This window comes from Luteimonas cucumeris (assembly GCF_007830035.1).
GTDB lineage: Bacteria > Pseudomonadota > Gammaproteobacteria > Xanthomonadales > Xanthomonadaceae > Luteimonas_C > Luteimonas_C cucumeris.
This window is the reverse complement of the sequence record NZ_VLKN01000001.1, coordinates 271,614-288,335: the sequence shown is the minus strand read 5'-3', so window position 1 is coordinate 288,335 and position 16,722 is coordinate 271,614. Positions and strand designations below refer to the sequence as shown.

9 protein-coding genes are annotated in these 16,722 nt (G+C 70.2%); 1 reads left to right on the top strand and 8 read right to left on the bottom strand.

Features of this window, described 5'->3' with window-relative positions:
* Window positions 1-135: 135 nt before the first annotated feature.
* The 6 genes from IP90_RS01300 to IP90_RS01275 all read right to left on the bottom strand — a co-directional run bounded on the left by IP90_RS01300 (window position 136) and on the right by IP90_RS01275 (window position 12,783).
* On the bottom strand, window positions 136-7,071 hold the full coding sequence (locus IP90_RS01300; RefSeq protein ID WP_144897807.1) for a YadA-like family protein: 6,936 nt from the start codon (window positions 7,069-7,071) through the stop codon (window positions 136-138).
* Window positions 7,072-7,232: 161 nt separating this feature from the next.
* Complete coding sequence (locus tag IP90_RS01295; RefSeq protein ID WP_206751899.1) at window positions 7,233-9,572, bottom strand: winged helix-turn-helix domain-containing protein; 2,340 nt, start codon at window positions 9,570-9,572, stop codon at window positions 7,233-7,235.
* Between the two features lie 127 nt (window positions 9,573-9,699).
* Entirely contained in the window at window positions 9,700-10,425 is a 726-nt protein-coding gene (locus IP90_RS01290) for a pseudouridine synthase (protein WP_144897805.1), read from the bottom strand.
* A gap of 13 nt (window positions 10,426-10,438) precedes the next feature.
* Entirely contained in the window at window positions 10,439-11,485 is a 1,047-nt protein-coding gene (locus IP90_RS01285) for a class I SAM-dependent methyltransferase (protein WP_144897804.1), read from the bottom strand.
* 258 nt (window positions 11,486-11,743) lie between these two features.
* Window positions 11,744-12,205, bottom strand: coding sequence for a hypothetical protein (locus IP90_RS01280; protein WP_144897803.1), 462 nt, complete (start codon window positions 12,203-12,205; stop codon window positions 11,744-11,746).
* Window positions 12,202-12,783, bottom strand: a complete 582-nt coding sequence (locus IP90_RS01275; RefSeq protein ID WP_425477047.1) for an RNA polymerase sigma factor — start codon at window positions 12,781-12,783, stop codon at window positions 12,202-12,204. The genes IP90_RS01280 and IP90_RS01275 overlap by 4 nt, the downstream gene beginning before the upstream one ends.
* A gap of 134 nt (window positions 12,784-12,917) precedes the next feature.
* Between IP90_RS01275 and IP90_RS01270 the strand changes: the two genes are divergently transcribed.
* Window positions 12,918-13,244 (top strand): DUF6249 domain-containing protein, encoded by a 327-nt coding sequence (locus IP90_RS01270; RefSeq protein ID WP_144897801.1) that lies wholly within the window; start codon window positions 12,918-12,920, stop codon window positions 13,242-13,244.
* Between the two features lie 143 nt (window positions 13,245-13,387).
* On the opposite strand, the gene IP90_RS01265 is transcribed toward IP90_RS01270, so the two are convergent.
* The gene (locus IP90_RS01265) at window positions 13,388-15,922 is read right to left on the bottom strand and encodes an ABC transporter permease (RefSeq protein ID WP_242007439.1); all 2,535 of its coding nucleotides are present in this window, start codon (window positions 15,920-15,922) and stop codon (window positions 13,388-13,390) included.
* Window positions 15,919-16,653, bottom strand: coding sequence for an ABC transporter ATP-binding protein (locus tag IP90_RS01260; RefSeq protein ID WP_144897800.1), 735 nt, complete (start codon window positions 16,651-16,653; stop codon window positions 15,919-15,921). The genes IP90_RS01265 and IP90_RS01260 overlap by 4 nt, the downstream gene beginning before the upstream one ends.
* Window positions 16,654-16,722 lie beyond the last annotated feature (69 nt).

The window sequence follows — 16,722 nt, the reverse complement described above, 5'->3', positions numbered from 1 at the left end:
CTCCGGGTTGGTGGCCGCGCGACGTGCGTGCGGCGTCTGTTCTGCGGGGGCAGTGGAAAAAAGCAGGCCGTCCGTGGCCGGCAAGGGACTGACGAGGAGGTCGAAAGCGATGCGATGCGTGAGTTACCAGCGGAATTACCAGCCGAAGCCGAGGCCGACGCCGGCCGAGCTGTCGTCGTCGCTGAAGGCGCCACCGATGGTGAGCGTGGCGCGATCGCTGAAGGCACGCTGATAGCCGACCGACAGCGCCTGTTCGCCGCCGGAGAAACCGGCACCGACACCGACGCGGTTCTGGGTGCGCACGCCGGCGGCGCTGGTGGCCATGTTGACCATCGCCGCGTTCATCGCGCCGACGCGGTCGATGCGCTTGCCCTGTTCGTCGAAACGCTGACCAACCAGGTCGCGCAGGTCGTCGACCGCGGCCATCGGCGTGGCCATCGCCTCGTTGAAGCGCGCATCGGTATAGGCCTTGGACTGGGTCAGCGTCTGCGCGTCGCCGGCATTGACCTGGCGCACGTTGGCCGCGTCGGTGGCGCGCGCGCCGTCGGCGACGTTGGCGACCTGGCGTTCGTGGCCGACCGAGCCCATCGACACGGTGTTGGCGCGATCGGCGACCGAGTCCTGTCCGAGCGCGACCGCATTGGACGCTTCGGACGCGACGCGTGCGCCCTGGCCCAGCGCCGTGCCGGTGCTGGCGGGTGCTGCGGCGGATTCGCTGGCGGCAACGATCGCGGTGTCGTGCGTGCCCACCGCGTTGCTGGCGACGGCATCGCTGGCCACTGCACTGCTGGCGACCGCAGCCCGGTGGCTGGCGGCCGGTCGCGCTACGCTGGCGGCCACCGCGGTCTGCTTGGCGTTGCCTGCCGTCGCATCCGATCCGGCTGCAGCCGTATCCGTGTTCGTGCCGACTTCCGTCTCCAGCGCGGACACGCGGCCATCCAGTGCCGACCAGCCTTTGTCGAGCGCGGTCAGCGCATCGCCGACATTGCCGAACACGCCGCCCATCACGTTGAAACGCGGACCAACGAGTCCACCGAACGCATCCAGTCGCGCGCCGCCACCCAGTATGTCGGCGACGCCGCGCTGCACCGAGAACAACTGGTCGACGTTGACCGCGTCGGTACCGGCGGTGCCGGCGGCGACGTGCACGATCCGGCGTTCGGCATCCGACGCACCGACCGCGACGGTGTTGGCGCGGTCGGCGACCGAACCTGCACCCAGCGCCACGCTGTTGCGCGCCGACGCCTCGCTGTCGACGCCGAGCGCCGTGCTGTTGGCACCCGATGCGCTCGACGATTCGCCGAACGCGCTGGCACCGCCCTTCGAGGCACGGGCGCCGGCACCGAACGCGGCGCTGTTGGCGGCCATCGCCTGGCTGCCGAAACCGGCTGCGGTCGCGTACTGCCCATCGGCCAGCGCATTGCCGCCGAGCGCGGTGGTGCCGGTGCCGCGTGCGCTGCTGCGCGCACCGGCGGCGACGGCGTACTTGCCCTTGGCGAGCGCATCGTCGTCGCCGAGACCTTCGGCCTTGAAGTAGCGGTTGCCGTCCTCGATCGAATCGGCGACCGCGTTCAACTGCGCGAGGTTGACCGCGTCCAGGTCCTCGGTGCCTGCGGCCACGTTGGTGATCTGCCGGCTCAGCCCGCGGTTGGCGGAACCGACCGACACGGCGTTGGCGCGGATGGCATCGGACATCGCCCCCAGCGCCACGCTGTTGGCGCCTTCGGCCCAGGCCTGCGTGCCCAGCGCGGTCGAATATTCGCCATGACTCACGGTCAGGTTGCCGAGCGAAATGGCACCTTGCGCGGTGGCGAACGACGAGGCGCCGATGCTCACCGACACTGCGCCCTGCGCCTGGCTGCCCACGCCGACGGCGATCGCATTGTTCTGCGTTGCCGCGCTGCCCATGCCCAGCGCCGTGGCGTAGTCGGCCGAACGACTGTTGCGGCCCACCGCGACGCTGCTCTTGCCCTGCGCGCTGCCGCCGACCGCCACCGCCATCTCGCCACCGGCGTAGGCGCTGCTGCCCACCGCGACGCTGGCGTATTCCAGCGCCTGCGCACCGGCGCCGATCGCGGTGCTCTCCGCCCCGACCGCCCGCGTCGCCAGCAGCATCTGCTCGCCGGTATTGCCGTCCCAGACCTGCGCGTAGCCGCCGATCGCGGTGGCGCTGCCGCCGGAAGCTTCGCTGCCGGTGCCATAGGCGCTGTCGTAGGCGCCGGTGGCGGCACTGTTGTAGCCGGTGGCGGTCGCGTACTGGCCGAGCGCGAACGCGCCGCTGCCCAGTGCCGTCGTACCCGCCTCCAGCGCCGATGCTGCGGAGCCGACCGCGGTGCTGAAGTCGCCTTCCGCCGTGGCCGCCTGGTCGTCGTCGTCGCTGCCGTTCGCGGCGAGGTAATGCAGATCGCCGGTCGCGTCCTTCAACTGCGCGACGTTGACCGCGTCGTAGTCCTCGGTGCCGGCGGCGACATTGGTGATCTGGCGCTGGAACGGCGCGACCGGATAACCGTCGCTGTCGATCATTTCGTAGGCGCTGCCCACCGACACGGTGTTGGCGCGATCGGCGACCGAGTACGCGCCCAATGCCACGGCACGATCGGCGAGCACATCGGTCTGCGCGCCGAGCGCGGTGCTGCCCTGCACGCGTGCCTTGGCCTGGCGGCCGAACGCGCTGCTGTCAAGGCCGTCGCTGCCGGCCAGCTGGCCGACCACGGTGTTGGCCTCGCCGTAGGCGATCGAGTCGGGACCGACCACGACGCTGCGGTCGCCGATGGCTTCGGCCTGCGTGCCGATCGACACCGTCCTTTCTCCGTCGGCGTTCGCACCCAGGCCCAACGCCAGGCTGCGATACGCGCTGGCGCGGCTGGTCGCGCCGATCGCGATGGCGCCGTCGCCCGATGCCTGGGCGACCGGACCGATCGCGATCGTGCCGTACTCGGTGGCCATGGCGGCGACGCCGATCGCGGTGCTTTCCTGGCCGGAAGCGATCGTCGACCAGGTCTGGTATTCCTGCGTTTCCCAATCGAACACCTGCATCTGTCCGCCGATCGCGGTGCTGCTCTGGCCGGACGCTTCGCTGCCGACGCCGTAGGCGGCGCTCCACGTGCCGGACGCGACGCTGTTGAAGCCCGATGCGGTCGCGTACTCGCCCAGCGCCATCGCGCCGCTGCCCATCGCGGTCGCACCGAAGTTCAGCGCGGATGCGGCCGAGCCGACCGCAGTGGCGAAATCGCCATCGATTTCAGCGCCCTGGTCGTTGTCGGCATCGCCGCTGGCGGCGAGGTATTTCACGCTGCCGGTCGCGTCTTCCAGCTGCGCGAGGTTGACCGCGTCGGTGGCTTCGGTGCCGGCCGCAACGTGGATGATCTGCCGATCGATCGCTTCCACCGGTACCGGCAACTGGCCGTTGTGGTCGCGTGCCGGCGTGCCGACCGACACCGCATTCGCGCGGTCCGCATACGAGAAGCTGCCGAGCGCGACCGAGTTCTGCACGCCCGGCGCGACTTCGCTGTTTGCGCCCAGCGCCATGCTGCCGTCGGCGCCGGGGAAGACGATGCTGTTCCAGCCCAGCGCCACGCTCTGCGTGCCGCCAGTCGCGGACAGGCCGCCGAAGGACAGGCTTTCGGTGCCTTCGGCGACGGACAAGCCGCCCATCGCGATGGTGCGATCGCCGCGCGCCTGCGCCTGGTTGCCCAGCGCGGTGCTGAACGCGCCGTAGGCGCGCGACTCGCCGCCGACGGCCACGGCCCAGTCGCCGCGTGCGGTGCTGGCCGCGCCGATTGCGGTCGAGGTTTCGCCGCTGGATTCCGACACCACGCCGATCGCGGTGCTGCCGTAATTCGTGGCGCGCGCGGCAGTGCCGATCGCGGTGCTTTCCTGGCCGGACGCTTCGGTCGACCAGATCTGCTCTTCACCGGTGTTGCCGTCCCAGACCACCATGCGTCCGCCGACCGCGACCGCGCTTTGCCCGGTCGCCTGGCTGCCGACGCCGTAGGCCGTGGCCCACTGCGCCGAGGCGACGGAATTGAAACCGCCGGCGGTGGCGAATTCGCCGAGCGCGAACGCACCGCTGCCGAACGCGGTGGCGCCATTGCTCAGCGCCGACGCGCCGGAGCCGACCGCGGTGGCGAAATCGCCGTCGACCGATGCGCCCTGGTCGTTGTCGGCATCGCCGCTGGCGGCGAGGTATTTGACGCTGCCGGTCGCGTCTTCCAGTTGCGACAGATTGACCGCGTCGGTGGCCTCGGTGCCGGCGGCGACGTTGACGATCTGGCGTTCCTCGCCGACCGATCCCACCGAGACGGTGTCGGCACGGTCGGCGATCGAGTACGCACCCAGCGCCACGCTGTTGATCGCGCGCGCATCGGTCTGCGCGCCGAGCGCGGTGCTGCGTTCGACGCGGCCCTTGGCCTGGCGGCCGAAGGCGCTGGCATACGCACCGGCCGTGCCCGAGTACTGGCCGACGGCGGTGTTGGATTCGTCGTAGGCCACCGCGTTGGCACCGATGGCGACGCTGCGCGGCCCCTGCGCCTGCGCGCTGGCGCCGATCGCCACGGCGAGCACGTCGTAGGCACGCGCCTGGTTGCCGATGGCGATGGCCTTGTCGCCACGTGCGGTACTCGATCCGCCCAGCGCGATGGTCTGCCTGCCGCTGGCTTCGGACGTGGGGCCGATGGCAATCGCGTTGTAGTCGGTGGCGTGCGCGGCGGTGCCGACGGCGACCGCCTGCTTGCCAGTGGCCTCGGTGCTCCAGGTTTCCCACTCCCAGGTCTCGCCGTTCATCACCTGCATCTGTCCGCCGATGGCGGTGGCGCCCTCGCCGGTGGCCTGGCTGCCGGCGCCGTACGCGGAGCTGTTGCTGCCGGACGCCAGGCTGTTGAAACCGGAAGCGGTCGCGTTCTGCTGCAACGCGAACGCGCCGCTGCCGAACGCCGACGCGCCATTGCCGAACGCCGAAGCGGCGGAACCCACCGCGGTGGCGAAATCGCCGTCGACCGATGCGCCCTGGTCGTTGTCGGCATCGCCGCTGGCGGCGAGATATTTCACGCTGACGGTGGCGTCTTCCAACTGCGAGAGGTTGACCGCGTCGTTGGCCTCGGTGCCGTCGGCGACGTGGGTGATCTGCCGGTTCTCCGGGAAGCCGTCGATGTTGACGCCGGCGCCGACCGACACGGCATTGGCGCGGTCGGCAACCGAACCGGTGCCGAGCGCGACGCTGTAATCCTCCAGCGCGAACGCATAGAAACCCAGCGCGGTCGCGCCGAAGGCATTGGCCATCGAAGATGCACCGATCGCCGTCGACCACTGCGTGTAGACGGACGCGCCGCTGCCCACGGCAGTGCCGCTGACGCCGGATGCGTTCGAATACCAGCCCAGTGCGGTCGACTGGATGCCGGTCGCCTGCGCGCTGGAACCGAAGGCCGACGCGCGCTCGGCGGTGGCCAGGGTCGCCGCGCGACCGAGTACGCGGCCCGCAGGGCGGGTGCCACCGACGGCGGTGCTCTGGTCGCCGGTCGCCTGCGCGCCGTCGCCCATCGCCACGCTGCTCGCGCCTTCGGCGTTGGCGCGCGAACCGACCGCCGTGGCCCATTGTCCGGAAGCCGAAGACACCGCACCGACCGCGGTCGCCAGTTCGCCACTGGCCTGTGCGCCGTTGCCGAACGCGCTGGCCGCCGCGCCACTGGCGCCGGTGTTACCGGTCAGCGTCACCGGCTGCTGCGTTTCGCTGTCGATATAGGTGTAGTCGAGCTGCCCGCCCATCGCGATGCTGCTGACACCGGACGCCTCGACGCTGGCGCCGAACGCGGCGCTGTGGTCACCGGACGCGACGCTGCCGAAACCGATCGCCGTCGCTTCGGCACCCAGCGCGAACGCGCCGCTGCCGGCGGCCGTGGCACCGCTGTTGCCGGCGAACGCGGACTCGCCCACGGCGGTGGCGTAGTCGCCATCGACCGCCGCCGCGTTGTCGCTGTCGGCGCTGCCGCTGGCGGCAAGATATTGGCTGTTCTGTGTCGCGTCCTGCAGCTGCTGCAGGTTCACCGCATCGGTGGCCTCGCTGCCGGCGGCGACGTTGACGATCTGGCGTTCGTCGCCGGCCGCGCCGACCGATACGGTATGCGCGCGATCAGCGACCGAGTACGCACCGATCGCGACGCTGTGCTCGGCCGAGGCTTCGCTGTTGCCACCCAGTGCGGTCGCGAAATAGGCAGTGGCCTCGCTGCCCGGGCCGATCGAGGTCGCGCCGGTGGTGGTGGCGGCCGCATACGTGCCCACGGCGGTGCCGCCTTCGCCATCGGCGAAGCTGTTCGCGCCGAGCGCGGTGCTGATCGGTCCGAGTGCGCGACTGGCTACGCCGGTGGCGATGGCGCCGGCGCCTTCGGCCCTGGAGATCAGTCCCAGCGCCAGACTGTCGGCGCCGCCGGCGGATGAGCCGGCGCCCAACGCGGCGCTGTTGTCGCCGGTGGCGAAGGCATCCGGGCCCAGCGCGGTGCTGAACTCGCCCGATGCATTCGCGCCGGAGCCGACCGCGACCGCGTGCCCGCCGGCCGCCTGGGTCTTCTTCCAGCCGGCGATCCAGCTGTACTGGCCGCCGATGGCGACTGCGGACGGACCCGCGGCGTTCGCGCCGGCGCCCACCGCGACACCGCTCATTTCACTGGCCTGCGCCTGGTGCCCCACCGCCAGCGCGTACTCGCCGGCGGTCGCCGACTGGTTGCCGATCGCGATCGCCGCATAGCTGGTGGCGGCGCTGTCGCGGCCCATCGCCACGGCCATGTCGCCTTCGGCGCGGCTGGCGGAACCGGCGGCGATCGCATAGCCGCCGCTGGCCACGGCGTCGTCGCTGCCATCGCCGACGCCGTCGGCCTGCACGTAGCGCGAACCTTCGGCGGCCTGGACGGACGCGGACGGCGTCGGACATTCGTCGCCGGCGGTATCGGGCGTGGCGGAATCCGGGCAGCTCGACGCAGCTTCTTCGACGGGGGAATCGATTGGTTCGGCAGCCTGGGTGGCGGCGATGGCGGGAGCGGACAACAGCAGCAACAACGCGGCGTACAGCGGCGTGCGGTTCATTCTGGGCGATCTCCAGCAGGGGAATGCGGGGGTGTTGGTGCGGTCACCGCCAGCGGCGTGGGGAAGCCGATGCGGCGCTCGCCAGACCCTTTCACAGCCCCAGCCGGGGCGTCACTCCTGCTGCGTTACAACTTCGCTACAGCGGAAATTCCCGTTGCTTTTCAGAGATTTGCGGAGGCGGCCCGGGTTGCGGCCAGCGGTTCCAGGGTCAGCTCGGCGGGGATCGAGCGCTCGCCCGCCAGCCGCCGTGCCTGCGCCAGCGCGGCCCGCCATGGCTCGACCTGGCCGTCCTCGCGGAACAAGCGCAGCTGCAGCATCGCCAGTTCGAAATCGCGGATCGCCCACGGCGCGACCCGGCCGACCAGGGTGCCGGCTTCCTCGCGACGTCCCTGCTGCATCAGCCAGGACGCCTGCGCCAGCACCGCTTCGGCGATCTCCGCCGGGGTGCCACCGCGCTCGGCCAGCGCCAGCGCGGCCTCGAACTCGCGCCCGGCGGCGTCCTGGTCGTCGCGCGCGGCATGGCGCAGCGCGCGGATCAGCAGGCCGGGCACGCTGTCGGCAGTCGGTGGCGGTGCGAATTCCGGCAACGGCAGGTCGGCATCCAGCGCCGCCTGCAGCCAGCGCAGCCGGGTCCATTCGCGCAGGAGTGCGCGCTCGTCCGGTGGCCACGTCTCCAGCATCCGCTGCGCCAGCACCGCCGCCGAGCGCGCATCGCCACTGCGCCGCGCCGCCTCGACCATCAGGAAGTCGCGCTGGTGCGCCTCGGCCAGGATTGGCGTCTGCGCATCGGGCAACAGCAGCAGGTCGCGCGCCTCGCGCAACCGGCCCACCGCCATCAGCGCTTCGGTGCGGCCCATGATGACCCGCGCGCGCACGGCCGGATCGCGGATGCGATCCAGCAATGCATACAGGCGCGCGCTTTCGGCCAGGGCCGCGTCGTTCTCCAGCAGTTCCAGCTGCGCGCTGACCAGCGACCAGCGCACGCCGGCGGTTTCGTTGATCGCGCCCATCTCCTCGAACACCGGCGCCGCCGCGCGGTAATAGCCCAGCGCCGCGGCGGGACGGCCGCGGTCCATCTCGACGCTGCCGAGGTTGGCATCGACCCGCGCCACCGCCAGCACGTCGCCGGCGCGCACCTGCTGGATCCGCGCCTGCCCGAGATCGGCCAGCGCGCGGTCGAAGCGGCCCTGCGCGGAATGGGTGACGGCGCGACCGGTCAGTGCATGTCCCAGTTCCGCGGCATGCGCGGTGTCCTGCAGCAGGCGCACCGCGTCATCGAAACTGCGTCCGGCATCGGTGAACCGGCCCAGCCGTACCAGCGAAGCGCCACGTGCGTTGAGCAGGCGCGCGCGGAACAGCGGCTCCTGCGCCGCCGGCTCGGACAGCAGCGCTTCGACCGTGGCCAGGCTGCGCGCGTAGTCGCCGGCGCGGAAGTCGACCTGGCCGAGGCGATAACGCAGCTGCGGCAGGTTGCGCTGCAGTTCCGGCGCGTCGTTGAGGATGCGTCGTGCCGTGTCCAGTTCGTTGGCCAGCATCGCCGACTGCGCGCGCAGCAGGCGTTCGGCCAGCGCCGGGACTTCCTTGCGGTCGGCAGGCAGGCGCCGACCGAGCGCCAGCAGCAGGCGGTCGGTGGCGATGCGCGCGGCGTCGATCAGCCGCGCATGTCGCGCCTGCGCGCGGCGCGTGCCGTGCTCGCGATCGGCGACCTCCAGTTCTACCTGCCATTGACCTTCGCGGTGACTGACGCGCGTGCTGACCCTGCCGCGTGCATGGCGGGCGATGTCCGCTGCGCCCTTCTGCGCGATCGCGCCGAGCGTGGCTTCGCTGGACAGCACCGGCACGCCGGCGCGGCGCATGCGGTCGGCGATGAAATCCATCAGCCCCAGCCGCGCCCAGGCGATGTCGCCCGGGCCGCTGGCCTGCACCGGCAACACCATGAAGGCGTCTTCCGCCACCGCCGCCGACAGCGCCGGCGTCTGCGACGGCCGCAGCTGGAACCAGGCGGCCAGCGCGATCGCCAGGCACGCCACCGCGGCCAGCGCCAGCAGCAGCGGGCGCCGTCCGGTTTCCGTTATTGCGGGCGACGGCGATGCAGGGATCGCGGACGGCGGCGCGACCGGCTTTGCCTGCGCGGCTTCCACAGCCGGCGACGACGCGGTTTCGACCACGTCGTCGGAACGCAGCTCCACTTCCACCGGCGCGACCCAGGAGAAACCGTAGCGCGGCACGGTGCGGATGCAACGTTGCTCCTGTCCGTCGTCGCCGATGGTGCGGCGCGCGCGCAGCACGATCTGGCCGATCTGCGCATCGGACACATCGCTGCGGCCGAACACGGCACGGCCCAGTTCGTCGCGATGCACGGCGCGTTCGCGATGCTCGATCAGGTGGCACAGGCATTCGAATACGCGCGCCGGCAGTGCGACCGTATCCTCGCCGCGGCGGAGTTCGCGCCGCGCCAGGTCGAGGCGGTAATTCCCGAAGCGATAACCGGCGACGTTCATCGGAGCTTGCTGCATCGCCATGGGCGGACCGTGCTGCGTGGCATTTCGTGGCGGCGACGGCGTGGGTATTCGGTGTCGACGGTCGTTGCGGTCAGCGTCATGTCCGGGTGTTGAATGCCGCCCGATTTTACGTCGACTTCGGCGCCTGCGCGGACGGATGCCAGAGCCTGGCGAGATCGTTTTCGTCCAGCGCGCGCCACTGGCCGCTGTCGAGCCCATTCAGGTCGAGTCCACCGATCGAAATGCGCTGCAGCGCGTCGACATGGTTGCCGACCGCCGCGAACATGCGGCGCACCTGGTGGTAGCGGCCTTCGGTCAGGGTGAGGCGCGCATGGCGCGGCGCCAGCACCTGCAGCCGCGCCGGCTTCAGCGGCGTCTGCTCGGATTCCAGCAGCAGCGTGCCGCTGGCGAAGATGTCCGCTTCGTCGCCGCGCAGGTCCGACGCCAGCGTGGCCTCGTAGACCTTAGGCAGCTGCGATTTCGGTGACACGATCCGGTGCAGCAGCAGGCCGTCGTCGGTCATCAGCAGCAGGCCACTGGTGTCGCGATCGAGTCGACCGACCGTCGACAGCGCCGGCGAGCGCAGCGCGAAGCGCGGCGGCAGCAGGTCGTAGACCAGGCGGCCGCGATCCCTGGTCGAACAGGTGTAGCCGACCGGCTTGTGCAGCATCAGCACCAGGCCCGCAGGTGGATCCAGCGCTTCGCCATCGACGCGTACGTCGGCATGGCTCACCGCATCGTCCGCATACAGCACCTCGCCCTGCGGATCGGTGACGCGGCCTTCGCGGAACATCGCGGCGACCTGCTTGCGGCTGCCGTAGCCGAGGTTGGCGATCAGCTTGACCAGTTTCATGCGCGCGCCCGTGTCATCGCCGTGCCTTGACCGCTTCGACGACCTTGAAGCCACCCTGCTGCGTCACCGTGCGCACGGTGCCGAAGCGCGCGTCCAGCACCGCTTCGTAAGGCAGGTGGCAATTGGCGACCAGCCACAGGCGACCGCCGGGCTGCAGCGCTTCCGCGGCGGCGGCGATGAAGCGCCGGCCGATGTCGGGACGATCGGCGCGGCCCTGCGCATGGAATGGCGGATTGCTGACGATGAAGTCGTAACGCTGCGGCAGTCCGCTGGTGACGTCGTGCCAGTGGAAACCCAGCGCCGCCCGTGCCGCGAATGGCGCGAGATTGATCCGCGCCAGTTCCAGCGCACGCGCCTCGGCTTCGTACAGGTCCAGCGCGGTCACGCGCGCGCAGCGCGCCAGCACTTCCGCGGCGAGGTAGCCGTAACCCGCGCCGAGATCGGCGCCGGTGCCGGCGAGATCGTGGGGCAGGTGCTGCGCCAGCAATGCGGATGCGGCATCGATGCGATCCCAGGCAAACAGGCCGGGACGGCTGGTGTAACGGCCATCGAGGATCGGGCGCGGCGCATCCAGTTCGCGCCATTGCGCGGCGAGGTCGGCGTCGACGGGACCTTGCAGCGGCGAGGTCCAGAACACGCGGCACTTGTTCTTCGACAGCGTGTGCAAGGGGCCGGCGAGGCGTGCCAGGTCGGCTTCGCCGGACTTCGCGCCTTCGTCGTTGGCCATGCTGGCGATCACGATGCCGCCTGGCTGCAGGCAGGCGACGGCCTCGGCGAACAGCGCGCGCGCCTCGTCGCGCTGCCGCGGCGGCAGCAGCAGCACCAGCGAATAAAAGCGATCGCCGCCTGCCGCGTCGACCTGCAATCCGGAACGTTGCAGGCGGTCGTATTCCGGCTTGAATCCCTGCACGCACACCAGGCCGGGCACGGGCTGGCGATGCAGCGGCCAGCCATCGCGCGCGCGCAGGAACAGCGCGCCGTCGTCGGGCCACGACAACGCGCCGCTGGCGAACGGCAGCCACAGGGTTTCCAGTGCGCTGTCGTGGCCTTCGAGGGTCATGGCGCGATGAGGGCGATGCGGAGCATGCGGCGATTTTACGCGTCGCCGCACCGGACGCGTTGCGCTAAGCCTTGTAGAGAGGAGAGCGCTGCACTGCTTTAGCCCTCCCCTTCAAGGGAGGGTTAGGTGGGGATGGGTTTGACTTTGACTTTGACGTCCGCCATGACATCCAACCCATCCCCATCCCGGCCTTCCCCTTGAAGGGGAAGGAGACAAGCAAAGCAGCGCAGCAAGCTCCGCTCTACAAGGCCGAAGCACTCAGGCCGGATGCAGCGGATCGCCGTCGTGGCGGATGCGGCGCAGCCAGTCGAACGCCCACGTCAGCGCCATGCAGGTCGCCAGCGCCAGTCCCCAGGTGGTGAGTCGCGCATCGATCGCGAGCAGCGCCTGGTTGCCATAGAACGCCAGCGCGGCCGTGCCGGACAGGACCAGCGCGACCACCAGCAGCCGCAGCAGGATCTGCTCAAGTCGCGCATCGATGTGCGCGGACGATCCCTGCGCCACGGCGGCACGGGCGACATCGCGCGCGAAATCCGCGGGCAACGCCACCTCAGGCGCTTCGCGCAGCGCGCGCGCGACCGTGCGATAGCCGGCGACCAGCGGATCATCGCCCGATGCGCCGATGCCCAGCCGCTCGTCCCGCAGCGCGTTCTCCTGCGCCTGCCATTCGCGCTCGTCCAGCAGCGCCTTGTCGTGACCGTTGCGATTGCCAATGTTCATGCGGCGACTCCAATCCGCGGCTCCAGCAGCGCTCGCAACTGCTTGCGGCTGCGGAACAGGTGGCTCTTGATGGTGCCTTCGGCAAGGCCGGTGACGCGTGAAATCTCGCCGATCGGCATTTCCTCGAGGTGATACAGGGTCAGTACGGTGCGCTGCAACGGCGGCAGCGCCTCGATCGCCGCGTGCAGGTGCGCCGATACCTGCGCGTCGGCGCTGGTCGCTTCCAGGTCGAAGCCGTCGCCGACCGATTCGGCCAGCGACAGGCCGTCGTCGTCCTGCGCGGTCTCGGCCAGCGGGATGCGCCGGCGTTCCAGGTGCCGCTTGGCCATCGAATAGGCGACCTGCCCGATCCACGATTTCAGCGCGGCATCGAAACGGTACTGGTGCAGGCACTGATGCACGCGCAGGAAGGTTTCCTGGCACAGTTCGCGCGCGTCCTCCGGGTGCCGCACCATGCGCTGCACGATATGCCAGCACAGGCCCTGGTACTGGCGCACCAGGCGCTCGAAGGCGCCGGGCGCGCCGGCCAGCACGGCTTCGACCAACGCCCGGTCGTCGTCGCGGGATTGTTCGGGCACGGGCTGGACGCGGCTCATTCCACAGGCAGATACGCCGGACGGGCCATCGGTTGCAAGCATGTGGGTTGCAACCGCCGCGCAGGCCACCGTATCTCCTTTGCCGAACACACCGAAACCATCGACGAGGCGCCGCCATGAGATTCGAACTGCTGATCCCGATCACCCTGTTCATCTGCATCACCTACGCCATCAAGGTCGTGGTCGACGCCCGCGTGCGCCGCCAGATGATCGAATCCAACGGCTCGCAGGAACTGGTCCGCTCGATCCTGGAAGGCGAGGAGTCGCGCCGTCGCCACGGTTCGCTGCGCTGGGGCGTGGTGCTGGTGGCGCTGGCGATTGGCTTCGCGCTGATCGAGGCCTTCGGCTGGGACGACATGACACCCGGCGTGTTCGCGATCCTGCTCGGCGCCACCGGCCTGGGCAACCTGGCGTACTACCTGACGGCACGGCGGCTGGGCTAATCCGATCCGTCGCGCATGACGCAGGCTGGGTTGCCTACACCAGCCCGGCATCGCGGATTACAGAACGCTGGGTTGGTGTAGCCAACCCAGCCTACGCGCCCGACGCGCGGATCGATGACAGCGCGAATGTCGGAGGTGTAACCCTAGCCCTGCAGTTCGCGCAGCGTCACCGACGGCGGCGCATCCAGCACCCGGCGCGTGGCGAACAGGCCGGCGACCAGCGCCGCCATCATGCCGAGGCCGCCGCCGACCGCCGCCAGCGTCCAGTTCGCTTGCCATGGCAGGTCGAACACGCGCGTGGCGACGACGCCCGACAGCACCGACGCGGCGATTGCCGCGACCAGTCCCGACAGCAAGCCGATCGCGGCGAATTCCGAAGCCTGCGCCATCCGCAGCTGGCGACGACTGCCGCCGAGCACGCGCATCACGCCGCCTTCCAGCAGGCGTTCGTCCTGGCTGGCACTGATCGCCGCCAGCAGCACCAGCACGCCGGCCGCCAGCGAGAACCAGAACACCACCTGCACCACCTTCGACACCTGGTCGCCGGTGCTGCGCACCTGCTTGAGCACCGCGTCGATGTCGATCACCGACAGGTTCGGGAAACGTTGCACCAGGTCAGCAGTGAAGCGCGTCTTTTCCGGTGGCACCTGCACCGCGGTGATGTAGCTGGCGGGAAAGCCGTCGAGCGCGCCGGGCGAGGCGAGCACGAAGAAGTTGGGACGGAAGCTTTCCCACTCCACGCTGCGCAGGCTGGTGATCGGCGCTTCGAACTTCTGCCCGGCGATGTCGAAGGCGATTCGGTCGCCGAGTTTCCAGCCCAGCGTCTTCGCATAGCCCTCCTCCACCGACAACTCCGGCGTGGCCGGCTTGCCGTTCCAGAATTTCCCGGCAACGACCTGATTGTCGTCGCGCAGGGCATCGGCCATCGACAGGTTGAACTCGCGGTCGGCGCGGCGCTGCGCCTGGCGATCCTCGTCGGCGTCACCGCTGCGCTGCGCGTAGTCGGCGCCACTGGTCGGCTGGCCGTTCCGTTCGACGAGGCGGCCGCGGATCATCGGCACCAGCGTCGGCGCGGGCACGCCCTGCGCGGCGATGAATTCGCGCACCGGCTGCACCTGGTCGTCCTGCACATTGATGATGAAACGGTTCGGCGCGTCGTCGGCCAGCGACAACTGCCAGCGGTCGAGCAGGTCGGTGCGCACGAAGGTCAGCAGCAGCAGCGCCATCAGGCCCAGGCCCAGCGCCGATACCTGCGCGATGCTGGTGCCGGCACGGCGACTGACATTGGCCAGTCCGTAACGCAGGCTGCCGCGCAGGCGCGAACGCAACCGGCGCACCGCGACGATCAGCAGCCACGCCAGCAACGCCAGCACCAGCAACGTCGCGACGATGCCAAGCAGCATGTAGAGGCCCAGTTCCGCCGAGCCTGCCTTCCACCACAGCAATCCGGCCAGCCCGGCGAAACCGGCGAAACCGACCAGCCACGCGCTGGGCTCGGTCGCGTCGAGATCGCGGCGCAATACGCGCAGCGCCGACACGCGCCGCAATGCCAGTACCGGCGGCGCGCCGAACGCGAGCAGCACCACCATGCCGACGCCATAGCCCTGCAACGCGGGCAGCCAGCCGGCCGGCGGAATCGACAGTGCCATCGTCTGCGCCAGCCAGTGGCCGACCGCCCACTGCAGTACGAACGCGATCAGCACGCCGAGCGTGCTGGCGATCAGGCCGAGCAGGGTCATCTCGCCGACATGGATGCCGACCAGCGTGCGCTGGCTGGCACCGAGACAGCGCATCACGGCGGCGCCTGACAGGTGCCGTTCGCTGTGCCGGCGCGCAGCCATCGCCACCGCGACCGCGGCCAGCACCACCGACACCAATGCGGCGAGTCCGAGGAAACGGCCGGCGCGATCGAGTGCCGAGCGGATTTCCGGACGCGCTTCGCCGATGGTTTCCAGCCGCTGCCCGCGCGCCAGCGCCGGGCGTGCGGTGCCGACGAAATTCTCGACCGCGCCGCTGTCGCCGGCCACCACCAGCCGGTAGCGGACGCGGCTGCCTTCCTGCACCAGCCCGGTCGCGGGCAGGTCGGCGAGATTCAGGAACACTTTCGGTGCGACGTTGAAATAGTCCAGCGCCGCATCCGGCTCCTGCACCACCAGCGCCGCCAACCGCAGCGTGGATTGACCGATGCCGATCTCGTCGCCGATCGCCGCGCCCAGCGTGTCGGCACCGGCGCGGCTCATCCACACGCTGCCCGGCGCCGGGATCGCATCGGCGTCGTGCTCGCCGGCGCTGTCGACGATGCGGAACGTACCGCGCAGCGGAAAGCCTTCACCGAGCGCGCGCAGGTCGCCGAGTTTCAGGTTGGCGGTGTCGCCGGCACCGGTACGGATCATGCTCTGGAATTCGACCGTCTCGGTGCGCTGCAGGCCCGAGGCCTGCGTGGCCTCGCGGATCGCACCGGCAATCGGCGCATCGCCGCGTACCACCGCATCGCCGCCGAGCAGGCGGTTGGCCTCGATCGCCAGTGCGCGCTCGGCGCGGTCGGTGATGAAGCCGACCGCCGTCACCGCCACCACGGCCAGCACCAGCGCCGCCAGCAGGATGCGGATATCGCCGGCGGCGAGGTCGCGTCGCAGTTGCCGCCACGCCAATCCGAAGGTGTTGGCGAGTGCGTTCACGCGTCCACCAGCCGGCCGCTGTCCAGCCGCAGCACGCGGCCGCAGCGCGAGGCCAGGTGTTCGTCGTGGGTGACCAGCACCAGGGTGGTGCCGGCGTCGGCATTCATCGCGAACAGCAGTTCGATGATCGCCTGGCCGGTATGCGTGTCGAGGTTGCCGGTGGGCTCGTCGGCGAACAACAGCGAAGGCTGCGTCACGAATGCGCGCGCCAGTGCGACGCGCTGCTGTTCGCCGCCGGACAGCTGGCGCGGATAGTGGCCGAGGCGTTCGCCGAGGCCGACCTTGCCGAGGATGTCGGTTGCCCGCGATTCGATCGACCGCCCATCCTGAGCCTGTCGAAGGACGCGCAGCTCCAGTGGCAGCATCACGTTTTCCTGCGCGGTCAGCGACGGCAGTAGTTGGAAGCTCTGGAACACGAAGCCGACCTTGTCGCTGCGCACGCGTGCGCGGCCATCTTCGTCCAGCGTCGACATCGGCTGGCCATCGAGTACCACCGTGCCGCTGCTCGGAACATCGAGTCCGGCCAGCAACGACAACAGCGTGCTCTTGCCGGAACCGGAAGCGCCGACGATGGCGACGCTGTCGCCCTGGGCGATCGAGAAGCCGACGCCTTCGAGTATGGTGAGTTCGCCCGAAGGCAGCGGTACGCGCTTGCTCAATCCCTCGACGGCGAGGGCGCTGACGGCGAGTGCGTTGCGGCTGGCGGCTTGCGGTGCGGCGGAGTCGGCCATATTCATCCTGCGGGATCGCCCTTCATCGATGGTTTGAAACCGGTCCGGCCTAATGGCGCCGGACCTGCG

Excerpts from the sequence above, each read along its gene's own strand:
- IP90_RS01300 (WP_144897807.1), bottom strand. The coding sequence starts at position 7,071 with ATGAACCGCACGCCGCTGTACGCCGCGTTGTTGCTGCTGTTGTCCGCT.
- IP90_RS01295 (WP_206751899.1), bottom strand. The coding sequence starts at position 9,572 with ATGAACGTCGCCGGTTATCGCTTCGGGAATTACCGCCTCGACCTGGCG.
- IP90_RS01290 (WP_144897805.1), bottom strand. The coding sequence starts at position 10,425 with ATGAAACTGGTCAAGCTGATCGCCAACCTCGGCTACGGCAGCCGCAAG.
- IP90_RS01285 (WP_144897804.1), bottom strand. The coding sequence starts at position 11,485 with ATGACCCTCGAAGGCCACGACAGCGCACTGGAAACCCTGTGGCTGCCG.
- IP90_RS01280 (WP_144897803.1), bottom strand. The coding sequence starts at position 12,205 with ATGAACATTGGCAATCGCAACGGTCACGACAAGGCGCTGCTGGACGAG.
- IP90_RS01270 (WP_144897801.1), top strand. The coding sequence starts at position 12,918 with ATGAGATTCGAACTGCTGATCCCGATCACCCTGTTCATCTGCATCACC.
- IP90_RS01260 (WP_144897800.1), bottom strand. The coding sequence starts at position 16,653 with ATGGCCGACTCCGCCGCACCGCAAGCCGCCAGCCGCAACGCACTCGCC.